The following is an 18,403-nucleotide window of genomic DNA, read 5'->3' as shown; positions in this document are numbered from 1 at the left end:
TGCTACAGCAAGCTCTTGACGTAAACGTCAATGTCGCTGATATATTTTTCTATGCCTTGCGCATCTTTCTCGCGAATCAGATGCTCAAGCGTTTCACATAACTGTTTGCCGGGTATCAGATTAAGCATAGCAAACGCCCCTTTGAGGCGGTGCGCTGTCTGCGCCAGCGCAGCTAAATCGCTCGTTGCCAGTTCAGTATACAGCCTCTTAACATCATCCGGAACTGTGTCGGCAAACAGTGCGTAATAGCCGCTGGCATGGAGTTCGGCGTTACTTTCGCTTCCCGCAGAGGGAGATTGCCCCTCTTCCTGCGCCAGCTGCTGTTCAATCAGTTGCAGAATCGCTTCCTGCATAGCCGTGCTGATATTAAAATTGACACGCAGCTGGCCTGGGCCAATTTTGCGTATCCCGACCTCATCATCGCTTAAAAGCAAGCCCGAAGCAGTAAGATTAGACGGATTATCCGTTAAAAAGAGATCGTATTCTTGACTTGCCAGCCTTTCATCCGGCGTGATGCAGGTTGCTCCCCAGCTTTCGAGCTGGCGCACCACAATCCGGCGGACCTCATTGGCGGTAATATCGAGCATCACCACGACATCATCCAGCAGATGTTCGCCGGAATCGCTCTCTTCTTCGCTGGCCGGCATTTTGAGATGGAGAGAATAGCGGGTTCCCAGCGACTCGCGCGCCTTGATGTTCATCTGACCGCCAAGCCTGCGCGTCAGGCGATCGCAGAGCCAGAAGGTGAGGGCGTTGGCTTTACCATACAGGTCGGACTGGGTCTCGTTCAGGAACGGGAAGTGCATATTGTCGATTTCATTGCCGGAAACGCCGTTGCCGGTATCCAGAATACGGAAGGTCAGCCGGTCGTCAGCGGACTCATCTTTACTCACTTCAAGCGTGATTTTGCCAATTTGCGTCGTGGTCACCGAGTATTGAATGAGTAACAGCAGCGTGCGGCGCAGCGCATCGCGATCGCCATAGCGTTGTTCATTGGCCGGCAGCGCATTGTTGATCAGCAACTGCAGACCTTTGCGTTTAATGATCGGCAGCACCTCAGGCACCACTTCATCGATCAGCTCCTGAATGGAGAACAGCCCAGGATTACTTTTCCAGCTGTCGCTCTCCAGAAGATTCGCCAGCTGAATTTCATCGACCAGCTGTACCAACTGGTCAGCATGCTGCGCAAGCTGAAGGCTTTGGGCAATCCCAATGGCAGCCGCTTCTTCGGCCAGGCTCTGCGCCGGCTGTTTTAAGGCGCTGCCGATATGCTGCATAAATGCAATGCGCCCCTGCTGGTTTTTCTCGTACAGGCGCTGGGCCTGTTTCAGTTTTTTATTGACCAGAACCTCCCGGTCCTGATCGCGAATAATGAAGATCTGCGTCCGCGGCGCGACCTGGCTGCGATACTGACGTATTTCATACAGCTCGTTATTGATTGTCGCCTGGATAACCCCCTGATGCTGATCGGCCATGTTGGTGATGTTTTGCAGATTGAGGTGCGGCAGGAGATGATCGGCAATCGGGTTACTGATAATTGTACGGTTGGCTTCCTGATCGTGAACCAGCAGCCCCAGCGGCAACAGCGAGACGATCTCTTCGTTAATGGCGCGCAGGGTGCGCAATTCGCTATTGGCGGCGGGAGAGACGGCGGTACCGGTCTGACGGCCGCGGCCGTTGTAATGGCGAAACGTCGTAAAACCGAACAGCGTTAACGCCAGCAGGCCGATAATCAGCAGCAGCGGCAGGAGAACGTTCTGCAGTGACTCCAGCAGCAGCGACCCGAAGGGAACCACCCAGATCAGGCGCATACCGGTGGTGCTAATGCTGGTGATGATCTCAATTCGCGCCCCGTTAAAGTCGATATTAACGCTATCGGTGGCCTCTTTTTCCGGGTTGCTGACCGCGCTTTGCGCCGGGTCGGGTTCAATACGGAAATTATCCAGCGGCATGCCGGGCGGAATCAGGTCGTTAATCGGCAGGTCAAAGGCGACAACGGTTGCCAGGTGGCCCGGCTGGTTAAAGGTGGTGCGCAGGGTAAAATAGTGGCCATTCTGCCAGGAGAGGCGGCGCAGAGAGGAAAAGGTTTCCCTCTCGTCCAGGGTGTTTGCCTGCAGCAGCATTTCTGCGCGACGGGATTCAACCACGCTGGTAATCGTTGACTCTTTAAAGCTGGATGACAGATCTTTCAGCGGCAGCGTCGACACAAGGATCAGACTGTTATCCAGACCATTCAGATAGTACATCGACCAGGGGATGGTTTCCGCTCCCCACAAGATGTCGAGGTAGCTGGACATTTTCTGCGTCATCTCCAGGGTGGAGCTGTCGTGGGATCCAAAGATCAGCGCTTCGGTTTTCCGCCGCGGTTTTTCCAGGTAGTAAACATCCTGCTTCAACCGCGTTTCTTGCAGGCCATCGCTCACGGTGCTGGAAGGGGTGGCGGCGATATTGTCGTAAATCTGCCAGGTTGCGTAGCGCCAGGTATCGATGCGTTTATGCAGCGCGTGGCTGACATCAATGACCTGATAACTTTTATCTTTCAGCCAGGTATTGACCGCGCTTTGGATCATAACACCCATGGTCGCCAGCAGGACGATGACCATTAAAATGAAGAAGCGGGTGATGCTGCCTGGCATCAGGGAGAATTTTTTCTGGGTCATCGTGTGACGGAGCGACTCATCAAGGTTTGTAAGCAGGGCATCGCCCCAGGTAGCTGCTAGCAGAGTGAATACGCTAAGCAGTATAAAGGCTAATTTATCAAATCCATACTACAGATTGCGGTTCTGCAATTTTTTTTAATCGTAAGAATTATCTTAAAAAATCGCGCGCAATAAGATGTACACCAGGGCGAACCTTGTACAATTATTTACCCGTTTCTGGCAATAAATAGCACTAAATAACAAGAAATTATCTGGATAAGACTTTACTCACTTGCGAGGTGATTGATTAATAACCGTTATTTTTTTCCGTGGATATCGCCGGGTAATTAAAGTTATGTAAAGAAGGGTAAAAAAAAACCGAATGCGAGGCATCCGGTTGAAATAGGGGTAAACAGACATTCAGAACTGAATGACGGTAATAAATAAAGTTAATGATGATAGCGAGAGTTATTCTAGTCGCCGGGGTGGATTTTGTTTTGTCATTCAGTGCTATACATGAAACAACGTGTAACTGCATGAACTTCATTGAAAAAATTTATTTTCTTGATTATTGGTGCTTATTTTAGTGCTTTTTAGCGATGAAGAAAAGTTCCCCTGTGTTTACAATTTGAAACATCTTGTGCGCATTTTGAAACACCTTAGAAGTTTTCGTATCATATTCTTGTTGGATTATTCTGCATTTTACAGCACAATGAATATAGCCGACTGATTAGAAGGGTAATCAGTAAGCAGTGGCAATAATAAAAGGCATATAACAAACAGAGGGTTAATAACATGAAAGTTAAAGTACTGTCCCTCCTGGTACCGGCTCTGCTGGTAGCAGGCGCAGCGAATGCGGCTGAAATTTATAACAAAGACGGCAACAAATTAGACCTGTACGGTAAAATCGACGGTCTGCACTATTTCTCTGACGACAAGAGCGTTGACGGCGACCAGACCTACATGCGTGTAGGCGTTAAAGGCGAAACTCAGATCAATGACCAGCTGACCGGTTACGGCCAGTGGGAATACAACGTTCAGGCGAACAACACTGAAAGCTCAAGCGATCAGGCATGGACTCGTCTGGCGTTTGCTGGTCTGAAATTTGGCGACGCGGGCTCTTTCGATTACGGTCGTAACTACGGCGTTGTTTACGACGTAACTTCCTGGACCGACGTTCTGCCGGAATTCGGCGGCGACACCTACGGTTCTGACAACTTCCTGCAGTCCCGTGCTAACGGCGTTGCAACCTACCGTAACTCTGACTTCTTCGGTCTGGTTGACGGCCTGAACTTTGCTCTGCAGTACCAGGGTAAAAACGGCAGCGTTAGCGGCGAAGGCGCAACCAACAACGGTCGTGGCGCTCTGAAACAGAACGGCGACGGTTTCGGTACTTCCGTAACTTATGACATCTGGGACGGCATCAGCGCTGGTTTCGCTTACAGCCACTCCAAACGTACTGATGATCAGAACTCTCTGTCCAAAGGTCGTGGTGATAACGCTGAAACCTACACCGGTGGTCTGAAATACGACGCGAACAACGTTTACCTGGCAACTCAGTACACCCAGACCTACAACGCGACCCGTTTCAGCGGTAATGGCAATGCAGACGCTATTAGCGGTTATGCAAACAAAGCGCAGAACTTCGAAGTGGTTGCTCAGTACCAGTTCGACTTCGGTCTGCGTCCGTCCGTTGCTTACCTGCAGTCTAAAGGTAAGGACATCGAAGGTTTCGGCGATCAGGATATCCTGAAATACGTTGACCTGGGTGCGACCTACTACTTCAACAAAAACATGTCTACCTACGTTGATTACAAAATCAACCTGCTGGACGACAATGAATTCACCCGTCGTGCCGGTATCTCTACCGACGACGTGGTTGCTCTGGGCCTGGTTTACCAGTTCTAAGCACGCTGAAGTGATGAAAAAGGCGCCTCTGGCGCCTTTTTTTATGCCCGGTTTAACCTCGCTGGTGTAATCTTGCTGCCTTAGCAAGAGGAACCTGATTGTATGGATATCACTTTTTTCCGTAGCGCGCTGTTCAGCGTCTGCGTACTGCTTTCCGGCTGCGATTCAGCCACAACTCCCACTGCGCCAAAAAGTGCCGCGACCGTACTGGATGGTAAGACGATGGGCACATTCTGGCGGGTCAGCGTCATTGGCGTTGATGAAGCCAAAGCCGAGGCGCTGCGACAGAAGGTCCAGGCGCAGCTCGATGCCGACGATCGTCTGCTCTCCACCTGGAAGAACGATTCTGCGCTGATGCGCTTTAACCATGCCACCACGACCGAGCCGTGGCCGGTCAGCGAAGCGATGGCTGATATTGTCACTCTCTCGCTGCGCATCGGCGCCAAAACCGCGGGCGCCATGGATATTACGGTGGGGCCGCTGGTAAACCTCTGGGGGTTTGGCCCCGACAAGCAACCGGTTAAAACGCCGGATCCTCAGCAGATCGCCGCCGCGAAAGCGCGCACGGGGCTCCAGCATCTGACGGTCATTAACCACGCGGATCGGCAATATCTGCAAAAAGACATCCCGGATCTGTTTGTCGATCTCTCCACCGTTGGCGAAGGCTATGCCGCCGATCATCTGGCTCGCCTGATGGAGCAGGAGGGCATTTCCCGCTACCTGGTTTCGGTCGGCGGGGCGTTGGTCAGCCGGGGAATGAACGGCGACGGGCAGCCGTGGCGGGTGGCCATCCAGAAACCAACCGATCGCGAAAATGCCGTGCAGGCGATTGTTGATATCAACGGACATGGGATCAGCACCTCCGGCAGCTATCGCAACTACTATGAGCTGGACGGTAAACGTATTTCCCACGTTATCGATCCGCAAACCGGCCGGCCGATTGACCATAAGCTGGTCTCGGTCACGGTCATCGCCCCAACGGCGCTGGAAGCGGACGGCTGGGATACCGGCCTGATGGTGTTGGGGCCGGAAAGGGCGCAGGAAGTGGTGCGCCAGCAGGGGCTGGCGGTTTACATGATCGTCAAAGAGGGCGACGGGTTTACAACCTGGATGTCGCCGCAGTTCCGCACTTTCCTCGTCGGCGAAAAGAATTAAACAGCAAGATTTCGGGTTTTTTTCATCGGGCGCGGATTCAGACTGACGATACACTTAAAGCAGGAGCCCGTTATGAAACCGATAATTGCTGATACCGACGATCGCCGCTGGCAGGCGGTGTGCGATCGCGATGTGCGAGCCGATGGTCAGTTTGTCTTTGCCGTACTGACCACCGGTATCTGTTGCCGCCCGTCCTGCCGTTCGCGGCGAGCGCTGCGGGAGAATGTGCGCTTTTACCCCGCGGTTGAGGCGGCGATCGCCGCTGGCTTTCGTCCTTGTAAGCGCTGCCAGCCGGATAAACGCGATCCGCAGCAGCAGAAGGTGGACAAAGTCACCCGGGCCTGTCGCCTGCTGGAACAGGAATCGCCCGTGACCCTTGAGGCACTGGCGCAGGAACTGGCGGTCAGCCCCTTTCATTTTCATCGTTTATTCAAATCCGTCACCGGAATGACGCCGAAAGCCTGGCAACAGGCATGGCGTGCGCGACGTTTGCGCGAAGCGCTGGGGCAGGGGGAAAAAGTGACGCCCGCCGTGCTAGCGGCAGGCTTTCCCGGAGGCAGCAGTTATTATCGTCAGGCGGATGCCGCGCTTGGGATGACCGCCCGCCAGTTTCGCCGCGGCGGCGAGGATACCGACATTATCTATACTGTCGGCGACTGCGCGGTCGGCCGCTGCCTGGTTGCGGAAAGTGAACGGGGGGTGTGCGCCGTTTTACCAGGGGAAGAGGACGCAGCGCTGCTTGATGCGTTATCCCGTCTCTTCCCTCACGCCCGGCTTCTGCCGGGGGATGCGCATTTTTGCCAGCGGGTAGCCGAGGTTTTCGCCCATCTGGACGATCCTCGCAAGGCCGTTAATCTACCGCTGGATCTGCGCGGTACCGCGTTTCAGCTGCGCGTCTGGCAGGCGTTGCGCCAGATCCCGGCAGGAGAGACCCGCAGCTATCGTCAGGTCGCGCAGAGCATTGGCCAACCCCGTGCGGTGAGAGCCGTGGCAGGCGCCTGCGCGGCCAATAAACTCGCCATTGTTATCCCGTGCCATCGGGTGGTCCGCGAGGGCGGGGTGCTCTCAGGCTATCGCTGGGGAACGGCCCGTAAAGCGCAATTGCTGGCCCGGGAAGCGCAAACTGAGGAGAAGTGATGCTCGATTTATTCGCCGATACGCCTCCCTGGCAGGAGCCGCTGGCGCCGGGGGCCACCATTCTGCGGCGCTTCGCCCACCGGCGCGCGGCGGCGTTGCTGCAGGCGATAATGCAGGTCGCCAGCCGCTCGCCGTTTCGTCAAATGGTGACGCCGGGAGGCTATACCATGTCGGTGGCGATGACCAACTGCGGCAGAGTGGGCTGGACCACCGATATGCACGGCTACCTCTATGCTCCTGACGATCCGTTAACCGGTCAGCGCTGGCCGTCGATGCCGACGATCTTTCGTCAACTGGCTGCGGAGGCGGCGCTTGCCTGCGGCTATCCTGATTTTGCTCCCGATGCCTGTCTGATTAACCGCTATCAGCCCGGGGCAAAGCTGTCTCTGCATCAGGATAAAGATGAACGCGATCTGCGGGCGCCTATTGTGTCGGTGTCACTGGGGCTGCCCGCCGTGTTTCAGTTTGGCGGTCTGCGGCGCAGCGATCCGCTGCAGCGCGTGCTGCTGGAGCATGGCGATGTGGTGGTCTGGGGGGGAGAATCGCGCCTGTTTTACCACGGTATCCAGCCGCTGAAAGAGGGCGACCATCCGCAGACCGGCGCCTGTCGCTATAACCTCACCTTCCGTCTTGCCGGTGCGAGAGAACAAAAATAAGAATTATTCTTGATGTCATGGGCGAGCAGTTTAAACTGCTGGCTGTTTTGCTGCCCGGATTGTGAGTTATGGAACTTCTGCTGCTTGTCTGGCGCCAGTATCGCTGGCCGTTTATCTCCGTCATTGCCCTGAGTCTGCTCAGTGCGGCGCTGGGAATCGGGCTTATTGCCTTTATTAATCTGCGTCTGATGACCGTGGTCGATACCTCGCTGGCGGTGCTGCCGGAATTTCTCGGTTTGTTGCTGCTGCTGATGGTCGTGACGCTGGGTTCCCAGCTGGCCCTGACCACCCTGGGCCACCATTTTGTCTTCCGCCTGCGCGGCGAATTTATCAAACGCATCCTTGATACCCAAATCGAAAAGGTCGAGAAGATCGGTAGCGCTTCGCTGCTTGCCGGTTTAACCAGCGACATTCGCAATATCACCATCGCTTTTGTGCGCCTGCCGGAGCTGGTGCAGGGGATTATCCTGACCTTTGGTTCCGCCGCCTATCTGGCGTGGCTGTCGGGCAAAATGATGATGGTGACCGCGCTGTGGATGGCGCTGACCATCTGGGGCGGGTTTGTGCTGGTGGCTCGCGTCTACAGGCATATGGCGACGCTGCGGGAAACGGAAGACAAGCTGTACCACGACTACCAGACGGTGCTGGAGGGGCGCAAAGAGTTAACCCTTAACCGGGAACGCGCGGAATACGTGTTTAATCAGCTTTATTTGCCGGATGCCCGCGAATATCGTCACCATATTATCCGCGCCGATACGTTCCATCTCAGCGCGGTGAACTGGTCGAATATTATGATGCTGGGGGCCATCGGACTGGTGTTCTGGATGGCAAACAGCCTCGGCTGGGCGAATACCGCGGTGGCGGCGACCTACTCGCTGACTCTGCTGTTCCTGCGCACGCCGCTGCTCTCGGCGGTCGGAGCGCTGCCGACATTGCTCAGCGCCCAGGTGGCGTTCAACAAGCTGAATACCTTCTCGCTGGCACCGTATCGCGCCGACTTCCCGCAGCCGGAACCGCACCCGCACTGGCAGACTCTGGAGCTGCGCGACGTCTGCTTCCACTATCCGGATAACAGCTTTGCTGTCGGGCCGATTAACCTGACCCTGCAGCGCGGCGAGCTGGTGTTTTTAATTGGCGGCAACGGCAGCGGTAAATCGACGCTGGCGATGCTGCTGACCGGGCTGTATCAACCGGCTTCCGGGCAGATTCTGCTCGATGGCCAGCCGCTTGCGGCAGACAAGCCCGAAGATTACCGCAAGCTTTTTTCGGCGGTCTTTACCGATGTCTGGCTGTTCGATCGGCTGCTGGGGCCCGGCGGCAAAGCGGCGGACTCCGCGCTGGTTGACCAGTGGATGGCGTACCTGAAAATGACGCATAAACTGCAGCTGGATAACGGCAGGATTGTCGATTTGAAGCTGTCGAAAGGGCAGAAAAAACGCGTTGCGCTGCTGCTGGCGCTGGCGGAGGAGCGGGATATCATTCTGCTTGATGAGTGGGCGGCGGATCAGGACCCGCATTTCCGGCGCGAGTTTTACCAGCAGCTGCTGCCGCTGCTGCAGCAAATGGGGAAAACCGTTTTCGCCATTAGCCACGACGATCACTACTTCCAGCATGCCGACCGCCTGCTGGAGATGCGAAGCGGCCAGCTGACAGAACTGACGGGAGAAGAGCGCGAGCTGGCTACCCGGGATGCGGTGGCCCGCACCGCCTGATTGATCGCGTCGCCGGCTCGCCGGCGGCGCGGTTGTTGATTTTTCCGCCGCCTGAACGCGGCGACGGTTATTTTTTCTCCCTCCCCGCGCTATGCTTATGGCTCCTGGCCTGCCACATGTTCTCAAAAGGATTGCCTGACCGATGTCCGTTTCGCATAAAAAAAGTGCCAGATTACGTGATGAAGAGCGTGCCCGCCTTATCTGGCTGCTGACCACCGATAAAGCCGTCACCTCGGCGCTGCTGGGAAAACTGACGCTTGCTGAACGCTATGACGACGGCACGCTGGCAGACGATCTGGCGGAGGTCGAGGTGCTGGTCTCTCACCTGCCGCCACCGGACCTTGCCGATGCCCTCGAAGCGCTGCCGTACGACGGGCGTAATGCGCTCTGGCAGCTGGTCAGCAACGACAAACGCGGCGAGGTGCTGCTCGAGGCATCGGAAAACGTCTGGGGCGATCTCATCGATAAGATGAGCGACCACGAGCTGCTCGACGCGCTGCAAACCCTGGATATCGACGAACAGGTCTATCTGGTTCAGCACCTGCCGCGTAACCTGACCGGTCGCTTACTGGCGACGATGCCGCCGGATAAGCGCGCGCGCGTCCGCCAGATTATGCGTTACGCCGACAATACCGTTGGGGCAATCATGGAGTTCGAAGTGATTGTCGTGCGTCCGGAAATGACGCTGGCGGCGGTACAGCGCTATCTGCGGCGGTTGGGCAAAATGCCGGCGAACACCGATAAGCTGTTTGTGACCACCCGCAATAAGCTTCTGCTGGGTGAGCTTCAGCTGCAAACGATTCTGCTCAATGCGGCGCAAAAACGGGTCGGCGACGTCATGGAAGGGGACCCGGTCACCTTCCAGCCGCACGAAGAGGCTGAAAAGGTGGCGCGTACCTTTGAACGTGACGACTTGATCAGCGCCGCGGTGATTGATGCAGAAGGGAAGCTGATGGGCCGTCTGACCATCGATGAGATTGTTGACGTCGTCTATGAAGAGACGGACAGCGATCTGCGCGGTATGGGCGGTCTGAGCAGCGAAGAGGATGTCTTTGCGCCGGTCAGCAAAGCGGTGAAGACCCGCTGGGCCTGGCTGGCGGTTAATCTGTGCACCGCCTTTATCGCCTCGCGGGTGATTGACGGGTTTGAACACACTATTTCACAGCTGGTGGCGCTTGCCTCACTGATGCCGATCGTCGCCGGGATCGGCGGTAACACCGGCAATCAGACGATCACCATGATCGTGCGCGCTATGGCATTACAGCACATTCAGCCCGGCAGCTTTTCGTTTCTGATTCTGCGCGAGATGGGCGTCGCGCTGATTAACGGCCTGGTATGGGGCGGGATCATGGGGGCGATCACCTGGTGGTTGTATCAGGACCCGCAGCTGGGCGGCGTGATGACGCTGGCGATGATGCTGAATCTGCTGATGGCCGCGATGATGGGGGTGATTATTCCGATGGTGATGGTCAAGCTGGGGCGCGATCCGGCGGTCGGCTCCAGCGTGATGATCACCGCGATCACCGACACCGGCGGCTTCTTTATTTTTCTCGGTCTGGCGACGATATTTCTGATGTAAGCGCCGGCCTGCTGCGCAGCCGGCGAGGAATCAGCGCCATCACTGCCAGTCCGGCCACAACGCCAATGGCCAGATTGCTGGTTCCGACCGTCGCGCCGACGGTCGCCAGCATAACCAGCGTTTCCGGCCACGGATGGCGCGCCACTTCCGCCGGCCGAATGCTGTGCCAGCTGAAGGTTTTTGCCGCCACAATCACCATCACTCCGGCCAGCACCACCATCGGAATTTTAGCCATTACTTCACTCAGCGCGGTGACCAGCAGCAGCAGTACAAGGCCTGCCGCAACGGTTGAGACGCGGCTTCGGCCCTTGCCCATTTCGACGTTAACGATGGTCTGCCCGATCATGGCGCAGCCGGCGATACCGCCGTACAATCCGGCGAGAATATTGGCGATGCCCAGCCCGGTGCTCTCGCGCGCTTTGCTGGATGGCGTGTGGGTCAGATCATCCACGAGTTTAGCCGTCAGCAGCGACTCCAGCAGGCCAACGAAGGCGATACTCAACGCGCAGGGCCAGATAATGCTCAGCGTGTGCAGATCGAGCGGTACCCGCAGAGCGGTAAGTCCGGGCAGTCCACCGCTCATAGTGCCTTCATCACCGACGGTGGGCAGCAGCTGGCCGCTGGTGACGGTAAACAAGGTCAGCAGGATGATGGCGATCAGCGGCGAAGGGATGGCTTTGATATAGCGTGGCGCCCACAGCACAATCAGCAGCGTCAGCACGAACAGGCCGAGGATCAGCGGCCGTGTGCTCCAGAAATGTGGCAGCTGGGCAAAAAAGATCAGTATCCCCAGCGCATTCACAAATCCGGTCATCACCGATTGCGGAATAAATCGCATCAGTCGGGCCATACCGCACAACCCAAACAAAATTTGAATAATACCAGCCAAAATGACAGCGGGCAGGATATAGCCCACGCCGTGTTGATGCACCATAGGGCCAATGACCAGCGCCACCGACCCCGCCGCTGCGGTGACCATGGCCGGTCTGCCGCCAAGCACCGACATCGCCAGACAGAGCACGACGGACGCAATCAGGCTGACTTTCGGGTCAACCCCGGCAATCACAGAAAAGGAGATAACCTCTGGAATCAGGGCCAGCGCGGTGAGTACGCCAGCCAGCGCTTCGCGGGTCAGTAGCGACGGCGAGCGTAATACATGGCGAAGCGCGCCGTTCGAAGAGGGTGGTGCGGGGTTGGTGGCCTGATGCATAAGCGTTTCGCTGGTAGATAAAAGCCGGAACCACGAGCCGGAGCTTGTGTGCGGTCTGTCACAAAACAGGGGATGATAGCGCGTGGACGTGACATATACCAGTACAAAATATGATTTAGCGTACACATTTATTAAACATTTTTATAACAGATCTCAAAACTCAACTTAAATTTTAAACAATATTTAATTTTTTGATCTTCGGTGTTACCTTGATTCTCGATAATCGTTTCACCTGCGCTAAATCCAAAAGCGAGTAAAGTAAGGCTCAAATCCGATGAAGAAAAAGATGGCCGTACCCAGCTCACCGGCTGTTGGTTCAAATACACCTCGGACCAACACCCGCCATGAGCAAGAGACGGATGTATTGTTGATTGGCGGCGGCATCATGAGCGCCACGTTGGGAACCTGGCTTCAGGAACTTGAGCCGGACTGGTCTATTACCATGGTCGAGCAGATGTCCAGCGTGGCTGAAGAGAGCTCGAATGGCTGGAACAATGCGGGTACCGGTCATGCGGCTTTGATGGAGCTGAACTACACGCCACAAACCGCCAGTGGGATTAATATCGACAAAGCGGTCGATATCAACGAATCCTTCCACATCTCCCGGCAATTTTGGGCTCACCAGGTGACACGCGGCATACTCAGTAAGCCGAAATCGTTTATTAACAGCGTGCCGCACATGAGCTTTGTGTGGGGCGAAGACAATGTGAATTTCCTGCGCGCGCGTTACGCGGCGCTCCAGCAGAGTGAGCTGTTCCGCGGGATTCGCTATTCTGAAGATCATCAGCAGATCAAAGAGTGGGCGCCGCTGGTGATGGAAGGGCGCGATCCGCAGCAAAAAGTGGCCGCGACCCGCACCGAAGTCGGGACCGACGTCAACTACGGGGAAATCACCCGCCAGCTGATTGCCGGACTGCAGACCCATGATAACTTCTCTTTGCAGCTTGGTACCGTTGTGCGTCGCTTTAAGCGCAACGCGGACAAGAGCTGGACAGTGACCCTGGCCGATGCCGATAATCGTCGCCAGAAGCGCGTTATTAAAGCCAAATTTATCTTTATTGGCGCCGGCGGCGCCGCGCTGACGCTGCTTCAGGAAACCGGTATTCCTCAGGCGAAAGAGTACGCGGGCTTCCCGGTGGGGGGACAGTTCCTGGTGTGCGAAAACCCGGAGGTGGTGAACCATCATCTGGCGAAAGTCTATGGCCAGGCCGAAGTGGGCGCGCCGCCGATGTCGGTTCCGCATATCGATACGCGGATTATCGATGGCAAGCGGGTAGTACTGTTCGGACCATTCGCGACCTTCTCGACCCGCTTCCTGAAAAACGGTTCGCTGTGGGATCTGCTGGCATCAACCAACACCTCGAATATTCTGCCGATGCTCAATGTCGGTCTGGATAACTTCGATCTGGTGAAATATCTGATTAGCCAGGTGATGCAGAAAGATAACGATCGTCACGAGGCGCTGCGCGAATACTATCCGGAAGCGAATAAAGAGGACTGGCGCTTGTGGCAGGCCGGCCAGCGCGTACAGATTATCAAACGCAACGGTAAGAAGGGCGTACTGCGTCTGGGCACGGAAGTGGTCAGCGATGACGAAGGTACCGTTGCAGCGCTGCTGGGAGCTTCTCCGGGAGCATCGACGGCGGCGCCTATCATGCTACAGCTGATGGAGAAGGTCTTTAAAGAGAAGGTGCAGTCGGCCGCCTGGCAGGCGAAACTGAAAGAGATCGTTCCCTCCTACGGTCTGCGTCTGGATGGTAACCCGGCGGCGATTGAACAGGCGCTGGCGTGGACCAGTGAAGTACTGCAGCTGCATTACGAGCCGGTAGCGGTGGTTGATCAGGTCCCGCTGGCGGAGCTGAAGCCGCTCTCCGGTGACAAACCTATGGCGGATATTGCGCTGTAGAACGACATCCGGCGGCTGATGCCGCCGGATAGTGACTGTTTATCGCTTCGCGTTAGCGTACAACGGCATTGCCGATGGTTTCGTCTGCTTTCCAGATTCGGTATTTCACTTCGACGTTATCTGGGGTGTAGACCACGATGGGCAGCTTGCTGTTGTAGCGCAGCATGGCATCATCACCCAAGCCTGCCAGCACAAATTTACGCTCTTTTTTGCCGTCCGGGCAGGCCATCATGGTTGAAACCGGTCCGGTCACTTTATCAAAAACGTAGTAATCGTAACCCCAGCCTTCCAGCGTTTTGCTTTCCAGTTGACCGCCGAGGCGATGGCGGTTGCAGTCAACCTCAAGGGTCTGGCCGATCATCAGCTCGACTTTAAATGCGGATTCGTCCTGCTGCTGCGGCAGCTGAATCACCTGACGCTTCATGCCTTTTTCCGCCTTCGGATAGGGGGCGACCTTTTCCAGAGGCTGTCCAGCGGCCAGCGCGCTGGTGGAAACACAGGCAACGGCCAGCAGAGAAACAGCAAGCGTAGAGATTTTCTTCACGATTCATCATCCTTTGTTATCGATCTTTAACGGCAAAAGACTAGCACTCTTTTGCGTAATGGTAAGAATAATTTACCATTATTTTCATATATTGTGGTCTGATTGACTGGCTTTATTGGCTGGTTTGCAAGTATTCACTACCCACATTGACTCTCTGAGCGAAAGGTTCTTTGGGTATCCCTGACGGGATATTGCCGCCAACGGCAACCGGCAACCCGGCGTTAATAATCATCAGCAAGCGAAGACGTTTTCAGGTGCGATGATTCCAGTCCGACCGGCCAATACCCGCGAATAAGGGGCGCTATAACAGTAACAGAAGGGGAGACGGGGGAAGCGAAATGCTCCCCCCGATGCCTACTCATCGCGACTGACTTTTCCTTCCTCGATGAACTCTTCATCGATTTCGTCGGTGTTGCCCGCGTGCTCGCGCCCCGATAGCAGATTCCAGCAGGCAATAAACAGGGCGGCGATCAGCGGCCCGATGACAAAGCCATTAATCCCATAAATCTCCATGCCGCCGAGGGTGGCAATCAAAATCAGATAGTCCGGCATTTTGGTATCTTTGCCCACCAGCAGCGGGCGCAGAATATTATCCACCAGGCCTATCACAATCACGAAGAAGCCGACGATAAACGCCCCTTGCCATAGCTGATCGGTGGCAAACAGGAAGATGGCAGCCGGTACCCAGACTATGGCGGAACCGATCGCCGGAATCAGCGACAGAAACGCCATGATGGCGCCCCACAAAATGCTGCCGTCGAGGCCGGCGATAGAAAACGCGATGCCGCCAAGTATCCCCTGGGCGAGGGCGACGGCGGCGGTACCTTTTACGGTTGCCCGTGATACGGCGGCAAATTTAGCAAACAGATGCTGCTTAACGTAGTTAGACAGCGGCAGGGACTCAAGGATGAGCATGACCAGATAGGGGCCATCTTTGAGCAGGAAAAACAGCAGATACAGCATGATGCCGAAGCTAACGGTAAAGCCGAAAGTCCCTTTACCAATCAGGAACGCGCTGCCGGCCAGATATTGCCCGCCTTTCAGAGCGGCGTCAGAGAGCTGTTTCTGAATCTGCTCTGCGCTGTCAAGGTTATGTTCGGAGAGAAAGCTTCTGGCCCACTCAGGCAGATGGGCAAACAGATTGGCTACCACCACAGGAAACTGGGTGTCGTTATGCTGAAGCTGGGTGTAAACCAGGTTGAGCTCAATCGCCAGCGATGAAATGATGATCGCCAGCGGCGTGAAAACAATCAGGCAGATAATCACGACGGTCAACAACGAGGCCAGGCCATTGCGCTCACCGAGGCGAGTACGCAACTTGTTCTTCACCGGGTTGAAGATGACCGACAGAATCGCGGCCCACAGTATGGCTGAATAATAGGGGGAAAGAACATTAAAAAAGGCGAGGCTGACCATCAGCAAAATCAGGATAAAAAATCCCTTCGTAAGTCCATTAACTCTCATATTAATTGTTCCGGTGTCAGGCAAGTACGACGAATAATAGAAGCTATTCTTCGATTTACAATCAGTAAGGTCGGAGTTTCTTCATCAGCAGTGCGGAAACGGGGATGGATTCGACCGCGGACCGCGACCGTGTCGGCGGGGTGATTCGGGCATTAAAAAACCCGCAGGCTCAGAGAGGATGCGGGTTCTTAAGGGGTTACCGGTTGTTAAGATAACTTACCGGTGAATGATTTGGTCGGCACGAGAGGATTTGAACCTCCGACCCCCGACACCCCATGACGGTGCGCTACCAGGCTGCGCTACGTGCCGACGTATGGAGGACAATATTACCCGTTCCCCGACCGAATGCAAGCCGGGGAACGGCTGATTGATTCATAATTAATCAATCAGTTAGCGATAAAGCGTTTTTCGTCAGTCAGGATCTGCAGCAGCAGGCTGAGCTGAGGTTTGCGGTTATCAATTTTTTTGCCGTCGCTGTTCCAGGTGCTGTAGGTACCGTTGTGGTTCAGCACCACGGTCACCTCTGGCGACGTGACCGCCAGCGTATCGCCGTTGGCCGCCGTCACCCAGGCCCTACGACGCGCGGGGCTGAACAGGTCTTCACCCTGTGAATATTCGTTGGCAGGCGTGGAGACGTGCAGCAGGCGCTGCATCAGCGTCGTCATCACATCTTTGTTGCTGGTCAGCGTCGCGATGTTCTGCGCCGGAATCCCTGGCCAGTGAATAACCAGCGGAACCTGCAGCTGCTCCCGGGACCAGTCAAACTTTCCGCGCTGCGGATTCAACGGCATACCGTGCGCGGCGGTAATAATCACCACCGTATTATCCAGTTTTCCGGCATCGCTCAGGGCGCTCAGTACCCGGCTGATTTGGTTATCAACATCTCCCGCCGCACGGCTGTAGCGACGCGCGAAGTTTTGCTGCTGACTGTTATCCAGCGTGGTGCCATTCAGCGAAATCCATGAGAACCAGCGGTTTTCATCCTGCGCATAGCGATTGAGCCAGCCAATCCACTGGTCCGCCGTTTGCTCATCGCTTTGCGTTTTCTCATTTGGCAGCGAGAAATCGGACAGCAGCGCCTGGCGATAGAGCGGACTGCTGAAACCATCGGAGGAGAACAGCCCCAGCTGATATCCCTGCTGGTTAAAGGCCGTAATCAACGCGGCCGGGATGCGGGCTGACAGGACGCCATCCATATAGCCCGGCGAAATCCCGTAGAACAGGCCAAACATCCCGCTATCGGTGGTATTGCCGGAGCTCATATGCTGGGTAAAGTTGACGTTCTCTTGCGCGAAACGGGCCAGTTCCGGCATATTTTTCTCAAACCGCGAATAGTTCAGGTTATCGACGGTAATGAGCAGAACGTTGTAGCCAGCCCCCAGATCGCGATAGCGCAGGGTGCTCAGCGGATACTCAACGGAGACGGCTTCCGGCGCCCCCTGTTCTACCAGACGACGCTGGTAATCCTGGGCGTCGAGCAGGCCATGTTTCTCAAGGAAACGGCGGGCCGTCATCGGATAGGAGAGCGGCAGATTCGCCCGTTGCATGGTGATCGGGCGATAAAAATTCGCATCCGCCCAGATATAAATCAGGTGGCTGCTGATAAAAGAGAGAAAGAAAAACCAGGCGACAGGCCGGGCGTAGTGGCGGCGACGCGTCAGGCTACGCAGCTTCTGCCAGCTCCAGGTCGCAAACAGCATTTCCAGCAGGAAGATAATCGGCACGCTGATAAACATCAGCTGCCAGTCGCGCGCCATCTCATTCTGGTCAGGGTTGATGACCAGTTCCCAGACAATAGGGTTAAGATGCAGGTGGAAACGGGTAAAGACTTCGCTATCGATCAGCAGGAGCGTCATGCCCGCGGTCGCCAGAATGACCGACAGGAAGCGCATCAATCGCTGCGATACGACGATAAAGGTCAGCGGGAAGAGAATCAGGACATAGCTGGTAAATACCAGAAAACTGAAGTGACCCACGAGGCTGACATACGAGAAAATACGTCCGCCCAGAGTCGTGGGCCAGTCGGCGACAAAAAGATAGCGGCTGCCGAGCACCATGGCCAACAACATGTTGAACAGGGCGAACCAGTGCCCCCAGCTGACCATCTGGGAGATTTTTTCTCGGTAGGGCTGACGAAGAGTCACCATATACAGTTGTTGGTTATCCTTAGTGCGCCGGATCGTCGTTGATTGAAGACTGCAGAGCCTGGGCAAAAGAACGGGCGATAGCCTGACGCTGCGCCGGCGCGACGCTACTATTGATCAGGTTAGTCACCATATTGCCTAGCACCATCAGTGAAAGGTCAACGGGGGCTTTGTGTGTTTCCAGCACGTTGGTCAGCTCGCTAAGCAGCTGTTCGACGTGTTCATCACTATAGCGGGATAATTGCGGCATAAACTCAAAATCTGTTTGTTCGTGAAAGGGCAACATATTACCGTAGCAGCAGCTTTTTTTCCGCATTTTTTCGCCACGGCGCAAAAGCGCGCACGATCG

The 18,403-nt window shown here is 55.6% G+C and carries 13 protein-coding genes and 1 tRNA gene; 7 read left to right on the top strand and 7 right to left on the bottom strand.

All coding sequences use genetic code 11. The annotated features are described in order from the left end of the window. Positions 1–2 precede the first annotated feature (2 nt). Positions 3–2,660, bottom strand: coding sequence for a phosphotransferase RcsD (gene rcsD, locus ROR01S_RS02645; RefSeq protein WP_015583820.1), 2,658 nt, complete (start codon positions 2,658–2,660; stop codon positions 3–5). Positions 2,661–3,434: 774 nt separating this feature from the next. Between rcsD and ROR01S_RS02640 the strand changes: the two genes are divergently transcribed. The 6 genes from ROR01S_RS02640 to mgtE all read left to right on the top strand — a co-directional run bounded on the left by ROR01S_RS02640 (position 3,435) and on the right by mgtE (position 10,786). Continuing rightward, positions 3,435–4,547 carry a porin OmpC gene (locus ROR01S_RS02640; protein ID WP_004864882.1) on the top strand — a complete coding sequence of 371 codons (1,113 nt, stop codon included), beginning with the start codon at positions 3,435–3,437 and terminating at the stop codon, positions 4,545–4,547. 102 nt (positions 4,548–4,649) lie between these two features. Next, positions 4,650–5,702 (top strand): FAD:protein FMN transferase ApbE, encoded by a 1,053-nt coding sequence (gene apbE, locus ROR01S_RS02635; RefSeq protein WP_015583821.1) that lies wholly within the window; start codon positions 4,650–4,652, stop codon positions 5,700–5,702. A gap of 72 nt (positions 5,703–5,774) precedes the next feature. Further along, positions 5,775–6,839, top strand: a complete 1,065-nt coding sequence (gene ada / locus ROR01S_RS02630) for a bifunctional DNA-binding transcriptional regulator/O6-methylguanine-DNA methyltransferase Ada (protein ID WP_064359085.1) — start codon at positions 5,775–5,777, stop codon at positions 6,837–6,839. Beyond that, positions 6,839–7,495 (top strand): DNA oxidative demethylase AlkB, encoded by a 657-nt coding sequence (gene alkB, locus ROR01S_RS02625; RefSeq protein ID WP_015583823.1) that lies wholly within the window; start codon positions 6,839–6,841, stop codon positions 7,493–7,495. Before ada ends, alkB begins: the two co-directional genes overlap by 1 nt. Positions 7,496–7,563: 68 nt before the next feature. Then, positions 7,564–9,207, top strand: coding sequence for a multidrug ABC transporter permease/ATP-binding protein (locus ROR01S_RS02620; RefSeq protein ID WP_004864873.1), 1,644 nt, complete (start codon positions 7,564–7,566; stop codon positions 9,205–9,207). A 142-nt stretch (positions 9,208–9,349) separates the two neighbouring features. Continuing rightward, complete coding sequence (gene mgtE / locus ROR01S_RS02615) at positions 9,350–10,786, top strand: magnesium transporter (RefSeq protein WP_004864871.1); 1,437 nt, start codon at positions 9,350–9,352, stop codon at positions 10,784–10,786. Here mgtE and ROR01S_RS02610 read toward each other — a convergent pair. Beyond that, positions 10,749–11,996 carry a SulP family inorganic anion transporter gene (locus ROR01S_RS02610; protein ID WP_004864870.1) on the bottom strand — a complete coding sequence of 416 codons (1,248 nt, stop codon included), beginning with the start codon at positions 11,994–11,996 and terminating at the stop codon, positions 10,749–10,751. The genes mgtE and ROR01S_RS02610 overlap by 38 nt on opposite strands. 274 nt (positions 11,997–12,270) lie before the next feature. On the opposite strand from ROR01S_RS02610, the gene mqo reads away from it, so the two are divergent. Further along, positions 12,271–13,902, top strand: a complete 1,632-nt coding sequence (gene mqo / locus ROR01S_RS02605) for a malate dehydrogenase (quinone) (RefSeq protein WP_015583824.1) — start codon at positions 12,271–12,273, stop codon at positions 13,900–13,902. Positions 13,903–13,954: 52 nt separating this feature from the next. On the opposite strand, the gene eco is transcribed toward mqo, so the two are convergent. The 5 genes from eco to ROR01S_RS02580 form a co-directional block, all read right to left on the bottom strand. Then, complete coding sequence (gene eco, locus ROR01S_RS02600) at positions 13,955–14,446, bottom strand: serine protease inhibitor ecotin (RefSeq protein WP_048023203.1); 492 nt, start codon at positions 14,444–14,446, stop codon at positions 13,955–13,957. Positions 14,447–14,800: 354 nt separating this feature from the next. Then, positions 14,801–15,910, bottom strand: coding sequence for an AI-2E family transporter (locus tag ROR01S_RS02595; protein ID WP_004864864.1), 1,110 nt, complete (start codon positions 15,908–15,910; stop codon positions 14,801–14,803). Between the two features lie 232 nt (positions 15,911–16,142). After that, positions 16,143–16,219 (bottom strand) — tRNA-Pro (locus ROR01S_RS02590). 77 nt (positions 16,220–16,296) lie between these two features. Further along, the gene (yejM, locus tag ROR01S_RS02585; protein ID WP_004864861.1) at positions 16,297–18,057 is read right to left on the bottom strand and encodes an LPS biosynthesis-modulating metalloenzyme YejM; all 1,761 of its coding nucleotides are present in this window, start codon (positions 18,055–18,057) and stop codon (positions 16,297–16,299) included. A 19-nt stretch (positions 18,058–18,076) separates the two neighbouring features. After that, positions 18,077–18,304: a YejL family protein gene (locus ROR01S_RS02580; protein WP_015583825.1), complete on the bottom strand. Its 228-nt coding sequence runs from the start codon at positions 18,302–18,304 to the stop codon at positions 18,077–18,079. Between the last annotated feature and the right edge of the window lie 99 nt (positions 18,305–18,403).

The sequence above is a fragment of the Klebsiella ornithinolytica NBRC 105727 = ATCC 31898 genome (assembly GCF_001598295.1).
GTDB lineage: Bacteria > Pseudomonadota > Gammaproteobacteria > Enterobacterales > Enterobacteriaceae > Klebsiella > Klebsiella ornithinolytica.
This window is presented reverse-complemented; position numbering and strand designations above follow the sequence as displayed.

Bases quoted from the DNA above. Each gene is read 5' to 3' on its own strand.
- rcsD (WP_015583820.1), bottom strand. From the start codon at position 2,660: ATGACCCAGAAAAAATTCTCCCTGATGCCAGGCAGCATCACCCGCTTC.
- ROR01S_RS02640 (WP_004864882.1), top strand. From the start codon at position 3,435: ATGAAAGTTAAAGTACTGTCCCTCCTGGTACCGGCTCTGCTGGTAGCA.
- apbE (WP_015583821.1), top strand. From the start codon at position 4,650: ATGGATATCACTTTTTTCCGTAGCGCGCTGTTCAGCGTCTGCGTACTG.
- ada (WP_064359085.1), top strand. From the start codon at position 5,775: ATGAAACCGATAATTGCTGATACCGACGATCGCCGCTGGCAGGCGGTG.
- alkB (WP_015583823.1), top strand. From the start codon at position 6,839: ATGCTCGATTTATTCGCCGATACGCCTCCCTGGCAGGAGCCGCTGGCG.
- ROR01S_RS02620 (WP_004864873.1), top strand. From the start codon at position 7,564: ATGGAACTTCTGCTGCTTGTCTGGCGCCAGTATCGCTGGCCGTTTATC.
- mgtE (WP_004864871.1), top strand. From the start codon at position 9,350: ATGTCCGTTTCGCATAAAAAAAGTGCCAGATTACGTGATGAAGAGCGT.
- ROR01S_RS02610 (WP_004864870.1), bottom strand. From the start codon at position 11,996: ATGCATCAGGCCACCAACCCCGCACCACCCTCTTCGAACGGCGCGCTT.
- mqo (WP_015583824.1), top strand. From the start codon at position 12,271: ATGAAGAAAAAGATGGCCGTACCCAGCTCACCGGCTGTTGGTTCAAAT.
- ROR01S_RS02595 (WP_004864864.1), bottom strand. From the start codon at position 15,910: ATGAGAGTTAATGGACTTACGAAGGGATTTTTTATCCTGATTTTGCTG.
- yejM (WP_004864861.1), bottom strand. From the start codon at position 18,057: ATGGTGACTCTTCGTCAGCCCTACCGAGAAAAAATCTCCCAGATGGTC.
- ROR01S_RS02580 (WP_015583825.1), bottom strand. From the start codon at position 18,304: ATGCCGCAATTATCCCGCTATAGTGATGAACACGTCGAACAGCTGCTT.